Source organism: Polynucleobacter rarus (assembly GCF_003072505.1).
Taxonomy (GTDB): domain Bacteria; phylum Pseudomonadota; class Gammaproteobacteria; order Burkholderiales; family Burkholderiaceae; genus Polynucleobacter; species Polynucleobacter rarus.
In genome coordinates, this window is the sequence record NZ_NTGB01000001.1 from 2,831,029 (window position 1) to 2,844,321 (window position 13,293).

At 38.5% G+C, this 13,293-nt stretch carries 17 protein-coding genes; 13 read left to right on the top strand and 4 right to left on the bottom strand.

Annotated elements, in window-relative coordinates; all coding sequences use genetic code 11:
• Positions 1 to 25 precede the first annotated feature (25 nt).
• Positions 26 to 1,069, top strand: a complete 1,044-nt coding sequence (locus AOC35_RS13875) for an NAD(P)H-dependent glycerol-3-phosphate dehydrogenase (RefSeq protein ID WP_108647997.1) — start codon at positions 26 to 28, stop codon at positions 1,067 to 1,069.
• 19 nt (positions 1,070 to 1,088) lie between these two features.
• On the opposite strand, the gene AOC35_RS13880 is transcribed toward AOC35_RS13875, so the two are convergent.
• On the bottom strand, positions 1,089 to 1,559 hold the full coding sequence (locus tag AOC35_RS13880; protein WP_108647999.1) for a tRNA (cytidine(34)-2'-O)-methyltransferase: 471 nt from the start codon (positions 1,557 to 1,559) through the stop codon (positions 1,089 to 1,091).
• Positions 1,541 to 2,071 carry a hypothetical protein gene (locus tag AOC35_RS13885; RefSeq protein WP_108648002.1) on the bottom strand — a complete coding sequence of 177 codons (531 nt, stop codon included), beginning with the start codon at positions 2,069 to 2,071 and terminating at the stop codon, positions 1,541 to 1,543. Before AOC35_RS13885 ends, AOC35_RS13880 begins: the two co-directional genes overlap by 19 nt.
• Before the next feature lie 209 nt (positions 2,072 to 2,280).
• Between AOC35_RS13885 and AOC35_RS13890 the strand changes: the two genes are divergently transcribed.
• The 7 genes from AOC35_RS13890 (at position 2,281) to AOC35_RS13915 (ending at position 7,870) form a co-directional block, all read left to right on the top strand.
• Positions 2,281 to 3,054 (top strand): hypothetical protein, encoded by a 774-nt coding sequence (locus tag AOC35_RS13890; protein ID WP_108648005.1) that lies wholly within the window; start codon positions 2,281 to 2,283, stop codon positions 3,052 to 3,054.
• 147 nt (positions 3,055 to 3,201) lie between these two features.
• Positions 3,202 to 4,362: a cytochrome c oxidase subunit II gene (coxB, locus tag AOC35_RS13895; RefSeq protein ID WP_108648008.1), complete on the top strand. Its 1,161-nt coding sequence runs from the start codon at positions 3,202 to 3,204 to the stop codon at positions 4,360 to 4,362.
• 48 nt (positions 4,363 to 4,410) lie between these two features.
• On the top strand, positions 4,411 to 6,018 hold the full coding sequence (gene ctaD, locus AOC35_RS13900) for a cytochrome c oxidase subunit I (RefSeq protein WP_108648011.1): 1,608 nt from the start codon (positions 4,411 to 4,413) through the stop codon (positions 6,016 to 6,018).
• An 11-nt stretch (positions 6,019 to 6,029) separates the two neighbouring features.
• Positions 6,030 to 6,164 (top strand): cytochrome oxidase small assembly protein, encoded by a 135-nt coding sequence (locus AOC35_RS15670; RefSeq protein ID WP_211307529.1) that lies wholly within the window; start codon positions 6,030 to 6,032, stop codon positions 6,162 to 6,164.
• Positions 6,165 to 6,203: 39 nt separating this feature from the next.
• Complete coding sequence (locus AOC35_RS13905; RefSeq protein WP_108648859.1) at positions 6,204 to 6,764, top strand: cytochrome c oxidase assembly protein; 561 nt, start codon at positions 6,204 to 6,206, stop codon at positions 6,762 to 6,764.
• 11 nt (positions 6,765 to 6,775) lie between these two features.
• Complete coding sequence (locus AOC35_RS13910; RefSeq protein WP_108648013.1) at positions 6,776 to 6,979, top strand: DUF2970 domain-containing protein; 204 nt, start codon at positions 6,776 to 6,778, stop codon at positions 6,977 to 6,979.
• Between the two features lie 30 nt (positions 6,980 to 7,009).
• Complete coding sequence (locus AOC35_RS13915; protein WP_108648015.1) at positions 7,010 to 7,870, top strand: cytochrome c oxidase subunit 3; 861 nt, start codon at positions 7,010 to 7,012, stop codon at positions 7,868 to 7,870.
• Positions 7,871 to 7,928: 58 nt separating this feature from the next.
• Here the strand turns inward: AOC35_RS13915 and AOC35_RS13920 are convergent, their stop codons facing one another.
• Positions 7,929 to 8,138, bottom strand: coding sequence for a twin transmembrane helix small protein (locus tag AOC35_RS13920; RefSeq protein WP_108648860.1), 210 nt, complete (start codon positions 8,136 to 8,138; stop codon positions 7,929 to 7,931).
• A 27-nt stretch (positions 8,139 to 8,165) separates the two neighbouring features.
• Here AOC35_RS13920 and AOC35_RS13925 point away from each other — a divergent pair, with 27 nt between their 5' ends.
• Genes AOC35_RS13925 through AOC35_RS13945 form a run of 5 tightly spaced genes read left to right on the top strand, consistent with a single transcriptional unit; the run spans position 8,166 to position 12,224 of the window.
• Positions 8,166 to 8,945: an SURF1 family protein gene (locus tag AOC35_RS13925; protein ID WP_108648018.1), complete on the top strand. Its 780-nt coding sequence runs from the start codon at positions 8,166 to 8,168 to the stop codon at positions 8,943 to 8,945.
• Between the two features lie 27 nt (positions 8,946 to 8,972).
• Positions 8,973 to 9,629 (top strand): hypothetical protein, encoded by a 657-nt coding sequence (locus AOC35_RS13930; protein WP_108648019.1) that lies wholly within the window; start codon positions 8,973 to 8,975, stop codon positions 9,627 to 9,629.
• Between the two features lie 2 nt (positions 9,630 to 9,631).
• Positions 9,632 to 10,738 carry a COX15/CtaA family protein gene (locus AOC35_RS13935; RefSeq protein WP_245898525.1) on the top strand — a complete coding sequence of 369 codons (1,107 nt, stop codon included), beginning with the start codon at positions 9,632 to 9,634 and terminating at the stop codon, positions 10,736 to 10,738.
• Positions 10,739 to 10,741: 3 nt separating this feature from the next.
• Complete coding sequence (cyoE, locus tag AOC35_RS13940) at positions 10,742 to 11,623, top strand: heme o synthase (RefSeq protein WP_108648021.1); 882 nt, start codon at positions 10,742 to 10,744, stop codon at positions 11,621 to 11,623.
• Positions 11,616 to 12,224, top strand: a complete 609-nt coding sequence (locus tag AOC35_RS13945; protein ID WP_108648023.1) for an SCO family protein — start codon at positions 11,616 to 11,618, stop codon at positions 12,222 to 12,224. The genes cyoE and AOC35_RS13945 overlap by 8 nt, the downstream gene beginning before the upstream one ends.
• On the opposite strand, the gene rpoH is transcribed toward AOC35_RS13945, so the two are convergent.
• Positions 12,221 to 13,138, bottom strand: coding sequence for an RNA polymerase sigma factor RpoH (gene rpoH, locus AOC35_RS13950; RefSeq protein ID WP_425440632.1), 918 nt, complete (start codon positions 13,136 to 13,138; stop codon positions 12,221 to 12,223). The genes AOC35_RS13945 and rpoH overlap by 4 nt on opposite strands.
• Between the last annotated feature and the right edge of the window lie 155 nt (positions 13,139 to 13,293).

Genomic DNA, 13,293 nt, shown 5'->3' on the forward strand with positions numbered 1-13,293 from the left:
AATATAAAAAGAATAACCCAGGCAGATGAACGTAACTATTCTTGGTGGCGGTGCCTGGGGAACTGCTATTGCAATCCATTTAGCAAAATACCAAAGCCAAATCCCGAACTCGAAGATTACTCTTTGGGTTCGTGATGCTATCAAAGCTCAAGAGATGTTTGATACGCGTATTAACGCACAATATCTACCAAGCATTGAATTACCTCCCAATTTAAACATTACTAGCAATTGGGATTTTGCTTTAGGTCAAGTAATGACAAGTGAAGATTTAGTCGTCATTGCGACCCCTTTGGCAGCTTTGGGAGAAATTGCTGAGCAGTTATGCAGGCGAAATTTAGAAAATAATCAAGTTATCCAACATTGGCTATGGTTGTGTAAGGGAATTGAAGCGAATTCTGGCATGCTGCCCCATGAAATCGTGGAGAAAGCACTACAGACTCAAGGGATGACAAGTGCTATCCATTATGGTGTTTTATCAGGGCCAAGCTTCGCCAAAGAGGTGGCTCAAGGTTTGCCATGCGCATTAACAGTGGCAAGTCAATTTAATGACCTTAATGAAATGACCCAAACACTCTTTCATCAAAAATCAATGCGAATTTATGTTACTGATGACATTACAGGAGTTGAGTTGGGTGGTGCCATTAAAAATGTTTTAGCAATCGCAACTGGCATAGCAGATGGATTAGAGCTGGGGTTAAATGCTAGAGCCGCTTTGATTACTCGTGGAATGAATGAGATGAGTCGCATAGGAATTGCTATGGGCGCGAAACTGGAAACCTTTTTAGGCCTAGCCGGGCTTGGTGACTTGATCTTAACTGCTACTGGCGAACTATCTAGAAACCGAAAGGTCGGGATTGAATTAGCAAAAAATCATTCCTTAGAGGAAATTCTCAATCAGCTTGGTCACGTTGCTGAAGGAGTTCGATGTGCACAAGCAATCGAGCGACTTGCCCAAAGATTTCATGTCGAAACCCCTATTATTAGTGCAGTATGCGATATTTTATTTAGAGATGTAAAGCCTTTAGATGCCGTACATAAAATGATGTCGAGAGAGCCAAAGCCTAAATAGATTTTAAAAATCGAACGTTTTAAACCCCATTTTGAAATCCATTTTGACGCCAAGCTTCATAAGTGACAACCGCTACAGAGTTAGAAAGATTCAGGCTCCGGCTGTCCGGCATCATTGGTAAACGCCAACGATTAGTAAGAGAAATCTGGCTCCGTACCTCTTCAGGCAAGCCACTAGTTTCATTACCAAAAATTAAAAAATCACCTATCTTAAAAGTGGCATTAGAAATAGAGTGGCTGGATTTGGTGGTTAAAGCATGCATTTGTTCAGGCTGTGGGAGCGCACTACTCATGAAATCCAGCCAGCTTTTATGAACTTTGAGATTTGAAAATTCATGATAATCAAGACCAGCGCGCTTTAATTTTGAACTTTCTAATTCGAAGCCGAGTGGTTCAATTAGATGAAGCGTGCACCCCGTATTCGCACTAAGGCGAATGATATTGCCAGTATTGGCTGGAATTTCAGGATGAACTAGGACAATATTGAACATGTTTGTGTTTTTTTGTTAGGCACTCGTATCATAATCCAATTACTAACCCAAAGTGCTCCTAGTGACTTTAACTCCTTGGCAAAATGATGATAAATATATTCGGATTGCATAAGGTTACCGACCACGCCAACCCTTAAATTAGTAATAGATCGGATGATTTCTTCCCTTGAATTAATTTGAAATGGACTATTAGTAGGTGTGAGGGTGTTTTCATCAGGATAAGAATCTAATAAGGATAGAAGTAACGGTAATTTTCTTTGTTTAGAAAGTAATTTAGCAATTTCTAAATTACTTTGATATCCACGTGATTGCGTTATCGCAAGTGGTTCCGGAAGGGGAATAAGCAGGTCTACTGGCAAGAATTCTTTAGACTTTAATTGATCCCAAATTAAAAAAATACCACGGGATTGTTTTAGGTTGCCATGTAAATGAAATTTCTTAACTAAGGGCACTAGTCGAGAGTTTTCGGAACTGAGAGAGTGGGTTGTATCAAACGCCCACTTTGCCACCATACAACGTTTACAGACCCATGTCCTGTTTGGATTTGCGCAAATGACGCAATTTTTTGAAGGAACCTCCGAATAAAGACGGCTCAAACAAAATCTACAAATAACACTTTTTTGCCTTTGATTGCAGATAAGACAAGCACAAGGCGCAAAGATTTTTAAAAACTCGAAAATCAGAGGATAATTCAACATTTGTTAAGTAAAACTTTGATGATATGGGCAAACCAAAAACCAAAATAATAGAAAACCCATTCTTATTATGGATAAAGACTGAACTATCCGAGCGCATGGCTCAAAACTTAACATTTATTAAGATCGATCCTAAAAGAATATTTCTTGAAAATAAAATAGAACTAAAAGCAGTCAAGGAATTAAAGAGTATCTACCCTAAGGCAAACTTTGTAGCTAGTTTTTCACTACCGAAATCTCCCCTTGAGGCATTTCTTCAAATCAAAAAAGCATTCACTAAAAATACAGACACCTTAAATTTAGTAAAGAACTTTGATTTAATTTGGACCTGTAATTTAGCTATTCCGAAGGGAGAAAAAACGGAATCGCAAATAAAAACCTGGAATGAGTTGAATGCAACAGACGGGTTACTAATGCTGACTTATTTAGGTCCGGACACAGCGAAGGAGTATCAAGCACTTTTTTCAACTAAACCTGATATCGTTGATATGCATGATTTTGGGGATTTATTGGTGCACTGTGGGTATTCTGACCCTGTGATGACAATGGAGTACCTCAAATTAGAATATGAAGATATTGATGTTTTGTTAAAAGAACTAAAAGCCTTAAATCTTTTTCAAGAATTAACAGAGCTCGAATCTAATACTGAATTTCTTGAGAGATTAAACAATTTAAAAAGTGATAACGGCCAATGGTATTTAACCCTAGAAATCGTCTATGGACATGCTTGGAAAGTGGCAAAAAGAAGCAAATACATCGCCACAGTTGATGCAAATTCTATTTTGGTAAAGAAAAAATAATTTTTTACTTACGATTCATGTAAAAAATTAGATTATTTCCCTAAATTGGACATATAAATAATAAAAACAGCATTGTCAGCGAGATATCAAAAATAAATAATATAATATGAATCTAAATTATAAAAATCTTCAATTTTTAGGAAGAAAATGAACACTACAACAAAACGCCTCTTCACTGCGGCAAGTGTAACTATGGTCGGTTTATCAGCATCATTTAGTTCACTTGCTTATAACGACATGCCTGGTGGCCCTGCCGTAAGACAGTTAAATTTTGCTGCACCTGTGACCAAAATAATGGAAGACATCCATTGGTTGCATTGGTTCATGATGATCATTTGTACTTTAATTTTCATTGCAGTCTTCGGAGCAATGTTCTACTCAATTTTTAAACATAGAAAATCAAAAGGTAACAAGCCTGCTGATTTCCATGAAAGTACTACGGTAGAAATTATCTGGACAATCATTCCTTTAATCATCGTTATTGGTATGGCTCTTCCTGCAACCAAGACAGTTGTGGCAATGAAAGATACGACCAACGCTGATATCACGATAAAAGCAACTGGATATCAATGGAAATGGGGCTATGACTATATTAAGGGTGAGGGAGAAGGTATTGCTTTCCTTTCGACTTTGTCAACACCACGTGAACAAATTAATAACTTAGCTGAGAAATCTGACACTTACTTGATGGAAGTGGACAACGAAGTTGTTGTACCTGTAAACAAAAAGATTCGCGTCATTACTACAGCTAATGATGTGATTCATTCATGGACAGTACAAGGTTTCGGGGTCAAGCAAGATGCAATACCTGGTTTTGTTCGGGATACTTGGTTTAAGGCAGAAAAAATCGGTACATATCGCGGTCAATGCTCAGAGCTTTGTGGAAAAGAACATGCCTTCATGCCGATTGTTGTAAGAGTTGTCTCTGATGAAGACTATTCAGCATGGGTTTCAAGCAAGAAAAAAGAGATGGCATCCATGGCAGATGATCCAAGTAAGACTTATACCCTTGAAGAAGCAAAAGCTCGAGGTGCGAAAGTTTATGCAGCGAATTGCCAAGTTTGTCACCAACCTAATGGTAAGGGTGGTGGAGCATTCCCAGCCTTGGATGGTTCAATGGTTGTCAATGGATCAAAAGAAGGTCAGTACAAAATTTTGTTAAATGGCAAAAATGCAATGCCTAAATGGAGTGCATTGTCTGATACAGAGCTAGCTGCAGTGATGACTTACACAAGAAATTCTTGGGGTAATCATACTGGTGAAGTAATTCAGCCAAGTGATTTTGTAACAGCCCGAGCTGCTAAATAATAATTCAATTTATTGATAACCAATATAAATACTAAGTTTGGAGAATTCATGAGCAATGTAACTACCCACGATACGATGCATGATCACAGTCACGACCACGATCATGCACATGCGATGCCAACAGGATGGAGAAGATGGTTATTCGCAACGAATCATAAAGATATTGGAACTATGTATCTTATTTTTGCCATGATGAATTTGTTTGCTGGCGGAACAATGGCATTATTAATTCGTTTGGAATTATTCCAACCGGGACTACAGTTTCTTCGCCCAGAGTTTTTTAATCAGCTCACTACATTGCATGGATTGGTGATGGTTTTTGGTGCCATCATGCCAGCTTTCGTAGGATTTGCAAATTTGATGATTCCATTACAAATTGGAGCATCAGATATGGCGTTTGCTCGTATGAATAACTTTAGTTTCTGGATTATGCCAGTTGCTGCAAGTTTATTACTTGGCTCATTCTTGGCACCAGGTGGTGCAGCAGCAGCTGGATGGACGCTTTATGCGCCATTATCGGTGCAAATGGGCCCAGGAATGGATATGGCAATTTTTGCTATCCATTTGATGGGTGCATCATCAATTATGGGATCAATTAACATTGTCGTTACGATTCTAAATATGCGTGCTCCTGGTATGTCTTTAATGAAGATGCCAATGTTTTGCTGGACTTGGTTAATTACTGCTTATTTATTGATTGCCGTGATGCCAGTTTTGGCTGGTGCGATTACGATGGTTTTAACTGATCGTCATTTTGGCACTAGTTTCTTTGCTGCAGCAGGCGGTGGTGACCCGGTAATGTACCAGCATATTTTTTGGTTCTTCGGTCATCCTGAAGTTTATATTATGATTTTGCCTGCATTTGGTATTGTCAGTGAAGTTATTCCAACCTTTGCTCGTAAGAAATTGTTTGGCTACAGCTCAATGGTATATGCGACTTCCTCTATTGCGATCTTGTCATTCATTGTTTGGGCTCACCATATGTTTGCAACTGGAATGCCAGTTACGGGCCAGTTGTTCTTCATGTATGCAACGATGTTAATTGCTGTTCCAACGGGTGTGAAAATTTTCAACTGGATCGCAACGATGTGGCAAGGTTCAATGACTTTTGAGACACCAATGCTTTGGGCTGTTGGATTTATTTTCGTCTTCACGGTTGGTGGCTTTACTGGTCTGATTCTTGCAATGGCTCCGATTGATATTGGTCTCCAAGATACTTATTATGTTGTAGCGCACTTCCATTACGTATTAGTTGCAGGCTCATTATTTGCGATGTTCTCCGGTTTTTATTACTGGGCACCAAAATGGACTGGCTTTATGGTGAACGAAACACGTGGCAAGATCCATTTTTGGTGCTCAATGATTTTCTTTAATGTGACATTCTTCCCAATGCACTTTTTAGGACTTGCGGGTATGCCAAGACGTTATGCTGATTATCCAGTTCAATTTGCTGATTTTAATGTGATCGCATCTATCGGCGCACTTGGGTTTGGTCTTTCACAGCTCTATTTCCTGTTGTTTGTTGCGTTACCAACTTACCGCGGTGGTAAGAAAGCAGAAGCACAATCTTGGGAAGGCGCTGAGGGCTTAGAATGGACTGTTCCATCACCTGCACCATTCCACACTTTTGAAACTCCACCAGTTTTGACTAAATAAGAATCGATACTATGAATTCGGATGTTAGTAAAAATGTAAAAGATCAAAAAATCACATCCGCTAATAAGCGGATGGGTTTGACCTTACTTAGTATTGCAGTAGTATTTTTTGCTTCGGTAATAGTAAAAAAACTCTTCATAGGATAGGCTTAAGAGGTGTTAACTTTAGCAAATCTAAATCGAAAAATGTCATTGAAGTTGGTGGTTGTAACAGTAATGATGTTTGGTTTTGGTTTCGCTTTGGTTCCAGCTTACCGTGCTATTTGTGAATTAACGGGTATCAATGTAGTAACAAATAAAAATGAGTATGGTATCAGGGCTTTTGGTTCTAAAGCAGTCAAAGAGAATACTCAAGTTCAAAGTGACAGAATAGTAACGGTAGAGTTTGACTCGAATGTTAAAGGACTTTTAAGATTTAAGCCGGTGAAAAGCTATTTAGAAGTTCACCCAGGAGAGATAACTCAGATTGTGTACGAAGTTGTAAATGAACAAAATAGAGCAATCGTTGCCCAGGCTATACCGAGCTTTGCACCTAAAGTTGCTACCCAACACTTTACGAAGTTGGAGTGTTTTTGTTTTGAGCAACAAACATTGCAGCCGAAAGAATCTAAGCAAATGCCGGTAGTTTTTGTTATTGACAAGGATCTTCCGAAAGACGTCAAAACGATTACTTTGTCTTATACGTTTTTTGAAATTCTAGGGGCAGCTCCTGTGATTCGTAATGAAGTTAAACCTTCGAAAATTTAAAGTATTAAATAATGTCTGAAAATAAAACACGCTCAACATTTTTACAGTCAATGGTGGCAATATTGTGGGCGTTTTTAGGCGTTAGAAAAGGTAAGGGCCAAGAGCAAGATATGGCCTCTTTGTCGTTTGTTCATGTAATAATTGCAGCAGTTGTTGGGGTAATCATTTTTATGGGACTCCTACTGTTAATTGTTAAATTAGTTTTATTAAAATAGCTTATCAATATTTGTTTTTAGGAGCACTTTATGTCGTCAATACCTACTCAAGCCCCATATTACTATGTGCCTGAGCCATCACGCCATCCAGTCATGGCTTGCCTTGGCTTACTATCCTTTGGATTCGGAATGTCCCAATGGGTCAATGGTCACCAATGGGGTGCCTACCTTACAGGCTTTGGAATTCTTTGGCTATTGTTTGTTTTATACCAGTGGTTTGGCGATGCAATTGCTGAATCTGAAGGCGGTCTAAACAGTGTAAACGTTGATATTTCATATCGCTGGTCAATGAGTTGGTTTATTTTTTCTGAGATTATGTTCTTCGCTGCGTTTTTCTCAGCATTGTTCTATGCTAGAAATATCGCAATGCCTTGGTTGGGTGACATTGATAGCCGCTTAATTTGGCCTAATTTTTCTGCTGTTTGGCCAAATGCTGGTCCTGGTGGATTAGTCGATAAATTCGAAACTATGGGTCCATGGCCTATTCCTACAATTAATACCGCAATTTTGTTGACCTCAGGCTTAACAGTTACTTGGGCTCATCACGCCCTTAGAGAAAATCACCGTAAACAAGCTATTCAAGGTTTAGCCTTAACAGTTGGCCTTGGTTTTCTCTTTGTATGTTTACAAGTTTTTGAATATGTTCATGCTTATTCTGAACTGAACTTAAAGTTATCATCAGGCATTTATGGCTCAACATTCTTTATGCTCACAGGGTTTCATGGTTTCCATGTAACTTTAGGTGCAATAATGTTATCAGTCGTTCTTCGTCGTATGATTAAAGGACACTTTACTGCAGATAATCATTTCGGATTTGAAGGAGCTGCTTGGTATTGGCACTTTGTCGACGTTGTTTGGCTCGGCTTATATTTGCTAGTTTATTGGATGTAAAAAGTATCGTTAAAAACCGCTGCATAGTCAGCGGTTTTTTTAACACCTAAATAATCAATCAACTACCGACTCGTATTCCTGTACTTTGAATCCAGCCCATGTAATGGGAAAACCAAACAGCCGCAAACAAAAAAATGGATAAACCAATCCTTAGAAATAAGGACCTGACCATATTTGAACTTGAACCCTTATCACGCATCATAAAAAATAATGCGGACCCAAGACTTAATAAAATGCAAACAAAAATTATTGGAATTAGTATTTTCATATAACAATTATCGCTTGAAATAAATTTATGAACCAATACTCCTTTCGAAAAGACGTTCTCCAGAGAAAAACTGCATTTATATCGATGTTGTTTTTAGTTATCTTAGGTATACAGTTAGGTAATTGGCAACTACGAAGAGCTGAATATAAAGAAAATTTAGCTAATACGATTACTGCCAAGGAGAGTTTGTCCCCATTGTCAGCATCAGAAAAAAGGTGGTCGTTAAATGAAGCAATTTATCACCAGATGGTTGCAGATGGTGAGTGGTTGACCTCTGATGGTGTTTGGTTAGATAACCGACCACACCCTAATGGCCGTGACCCAAAGACAGGTATTACCACTGGATTTAATTTATTGATGCCATTAAAAATAAAAGTTCAGCAACAGGATTTCATTATTTGGGTGAATCGAGGTTGGGCGCCGAGAAGTTTTACGCAAAGAGATTTAGTACCTCAGATTTTAGAGGTGAACACCACTGTTCGGATTAAGGGCGTTGTATTAGCTGATGCAGGTAAAACTTACAACATTGGGGAAGAAAACAATTCCACTGCAAGTGATGGTAAAAAATTAGTTCAAAATCTCAATATAGAAAATTTATCAAATAAATTGAACTTACCTTATCAACCATTTGTTCTGCGACAAGTGAACTCTAAGGATTCAGATGGATTGGATCGCAATTGGCCAAGAATGGACTCAGGAGCATCTAAACACAATGCCTATGCATTGCAATGGTATGCATTATCACTAATGACCTTTTTATTTTGGTTATTTACCGGAATCCGCAAACAATCGAAAAGATTGGGATAATAGAAGATTGCCAAAAATTATGAATTTATGAACGAAGATACTCCACTCATACCAGCGTCCAAAATAAACTCAATGCCAATGTCGAATGTAAGAAAAGGTCGTTGGCAGATGTTTTTACTGTTAATGGTCTGCGCGGCCCCTGTCATTGCTTCATATGTCACCTTTTATTTAATAAAGCCAAGAGGTGGACAAACTAACTATGGCGAATTGGTATTTCCAGTTGAACCAGTTCCTGCCGAATTTCTTTTACCAAAAGTTCAAGGTAAATGGACGCTATTGATGGCAAGACCTGCACAAAACTGTGAAACTGATGAAGAGAATTGTATAAAACAATTATATTTAATGAGGCAAGTTCGTGCTGCAATGGGTAAGGAAAAATCAAGATTGCAAATTGTTTGGCTAGTTAGTGATCAGGGAACTGTTAGTGACAAAATTCTAAAAGCTTATGATCCAGAAATTGCTGGGGTCAATATTATTCAGATGCCACAAGCCGGGATTGATCGTGAGCAACTCGATACTTGGTTAAATTTGCAGCACAATCCTAATGCATTACAACTATTGGATCCAAGCGGTGCAAGAATGATGCAATATCCAGTCAGTAAAGATGGACCAGTATTCAATAAGATGCGTAAAGATATCGAAAAGCTATTGAAGTGGAATCCAACGGGTAAGACAGGTTCGTAATGATGTCCTTGAAGTTGATCATTCAGCTAGCAGCTATCGCCTTATTTATGGGGGCGATTCCACTTATCATCAACGCTTATAGGGGTAATAAGTTGGGGCTTCACCACTTGAGCTCCATTACATTGTTTATTACCTTTGATTTAGTCTTATTTGGGGCCTTTACTCGCTTAACTGATTCGGGCTTAGGTTGCCCAGACTGGCCAGGATGTTATGGACACTCGAACCCTTTATTGGCTTCAGAGCAAATATCGCTCGCACAATCTCAAATGCCTTTTGGCCCCGTAACAGAAAGTAAAGCTTGGATAGAAATGTTACATCGTTACTTCGCTAGCGGGGTCGGTTTTTTGATTTTAAGTATTGCCATACTTTCATGGACTAATCGAAAAAAAATAGAAAAATGGATTACAAACTTAGCCATAGGATTATTTTTTTTGGTTTGCCTACAAGGTGCGTTCGGTGCATTTACTGTAACACTCAAATTACAACCCATCATCGTGACAATACATTTGCTATTGGCACTTTTGCTGTTAATGGGATTAGTTGTTTTTAATCATGCGACTCACTTAAATTACCGTGAATTAAAGAAAGATCCTAAATATTTGAGGGTCCATACAATTGGACTTTTAATGGTGTGTAGCATACAAATATTTTTAGGAGCGTGGGTAAGTACCAACTACGCCGTTTTAGCTTGCCAAGATTTTCCGAGCTGTAATGGGAGTTTCATGCCACCTATGGATTTTCAAAATGGCTTTACATTCTGGCGTGAACTGGGTAAGACTGTAACAGGTGATTACTTACCAATACAGGCTTTAATAGCGATTCATTGGCTTCATCGTGTTTTTGCAGCAATTGTTTTTCTGTCGGTCATTACTTTTTACTTTAACTACCGAAAGCTCAGTTTATCGGGATCTTCGAATTGGCATTTGATCCTTAGAAAGTGGTTAAAAATTTTAGTGGGATTGGTCGTATTACAATTTGTAACTGGAATTTCTAACGTAGTGCTAAATTGGCCATTAATCGCAGCTTTAATTCATACTGGCGGTGCTGCACTTTTAATCATCACTGCAACAAAGTTACTATTGTTGGCTTCACCAAAACCTAATTATTAATTAATGAGTAATTCAACTTCTTTACCTATCCCTAAATGGCGTCAATATTATTTATTGACGAAACCTAGAGTCACTCAGTTAGCGGTCTTTTGCGCCATCATTGGGATGTTTTTAGCTGTTCCTGGCATGGTGCCCTTAAAACCATTAATTGGCGGTTCAATTGGAATTTGGTTATTGGCAAGTGCGGCGTTCAGTGTGAATTGTTTAATTGAACAAAAGGTAGATGCCAAAATGAAGAGAACTTCTTGGCGTCCATCTGCCACTGGCGATGTAACGGTTAATCAAATATTAATCTTTTCAGCGATTCTAGGTTGTCTAGGAATGGTGATCTTATGGTATTTTGCCAATCCCTTAACCATGTGGTTAACTTTTGTAACTTTCGTTGGTTACGCGGTTATTTACACTTGGATTTTGAAGCCCGCTACTCCTCAAAACATTGTCATTGGTGGCCTGTCTGGTGCAATGCCACCTGCTTTGGGATGGGCGGCTGTTGCTAATGATTTATCGCCTGAGGCTTGGCTTCTAGTATTGATTATTTTTGCTTGGACGCCACCGCATTTTTGGGCTTTAGCCCTTTATCGACGAGAAGATTACGAAAAGTCTGGCCTGCCGATGTTACCCAACACCCATGGTGAAAAATTCACACTATTGCATATCATTCTCTATACATTGATTCTTTTGGCAGCCTCAATATTGCCCTACGTTTATCAAATGAGCGGTTATTTATATTTGGCGAGTGCGCTTATTTTAGGTGGAGTATTCTTGTGGTATTCCATCAAACTATATTACAACTACTCCGATCAATTGGCTAAAAAGACATTTAAGTATTCAATTATCTACTTGTCTGTCTTATTTTTAGCTTTACTAGCAGACCATTATGTTTAAAAAACTCCTCTCTACCAAGGCTATAAAATTTTCTATCGCCTTATGCCTACTCTCTGCTTTATTTGCCTGTGATAATGTTCCCCCAAAATTCTTAAATACGGATATCACTGGCTCAACGGCATTTAACCCTAACTTTGAACTAGTCGACCATCTAGGCAACGTCAGGCACTTAGCTGACTTCAAAGGAAAAGTTGCCATTATTTTCTTTGGATTTACCCAGTGCCCGGATGTCTGCCCGACGACATTAAATGAAATTAAAGAAGTAAAAGAGTTATTGGGTAAAGATAAAGATAAACTTCAGGTCATTTTTATTACAGTCGATCCTGATAGAGATACTCAAGAAATCTTAGCGCAATATGTACCGAGTTTCGACCCTAGTTTCTTAGGTTTAAGACCAGCAACTCCTGAAGCATTGGAACAAGTTGTGAAAGGTTATAAGATATTTGTCCAAAAAGATTATTCAAAGGACGGTAAAAACTACACAATCAACCATACCGCCGGCAGCTATGTAGTGGATAAAGAGGGTAAATTACGTTTGTTTATTAAGCACAATCAAGGTGCCATAGGACTAGTGAATGATTTAAAGCAGTTAATGAATTAGGCGCTTAGAGCGGATTTCATTTTCTTAAGAGCAGCTGCCTCGATTTGACGCACTCTTTCAGCAGAAATTTGCAACTCATCCGCTAAATCATGTAATGTTAAAGCAGTACCACCAACAAGGTTAGGCAACCAACGAGATTCAATAATTCTGCGTGAGCGTTCGTCCAAAGAGGCAAGAGCTATCTGCAGACCATCCACTTCTTGATTCATATCCTCTTGCTTCATGAGTACATGAGTCGGTTCAAGACTGGAATCTGACATCCAACTACCTTGCTCACGAACTTCACCATCTTCATTTTCTGGCTCTAAGGCAATGTCAGCAGCAGAGAGACGGATTTCCATTTCTCGCACATCGTGTTGATTAACGTCTAAAGCCTTGGCTAGATTTGTGATTTCATCAGAGCTAAGAGCATTTAAAGTAGGCTTATTACTTCTTAAATTAAAAAATAATTTTCTTTGCGGTTTGGTTGTAGCAACCCTGACAAGACGCCAATTTTTTAAAATAAACTCATGAATTTCAGCTTTTATCCAAAAAATAGCATAAGAAACTAAACGAACACCTTGATTCACATCAAAACGCTTAACAGCTTTCATTAAGCCAATATTTCCTTCTTGAATCAGGTCAGCATGCGGCAAACCATAACCAAGGTACTGCCGAGAAACAGAAACCACTAAGCGTAAATGACTGAGAATAAGCTTTCTTGCTGATTCCAAATCATTTTCTTCTTGTAGTTTTTTTGCGTACTCAATTTCTTCCGAAGCAGTCAACATCGGCATTTGATTCACTGCTGAAATGTAAGAGTCTAAGGAGCCAACTCCACCTGAGGGTAACACTGGCATTTGAGGTATGAGTGAAGCCCCCTTCTTCTTTGAAGGAATAACGTCAGAAGTTAAATGAACTAAATTTGCACTCATCATATGTTCATTTTAGCACTCCTCTTTAAAGAGTGCCAATCTTTTTCAATGATTTATTAAAGGGTAAATTGATCAATATGGATATAAAAAATCGAGTTTGATTGGAGACAAAAAACTTAAAGAAGCCTTAAAAAATTAACGTCATTGAATTCCAT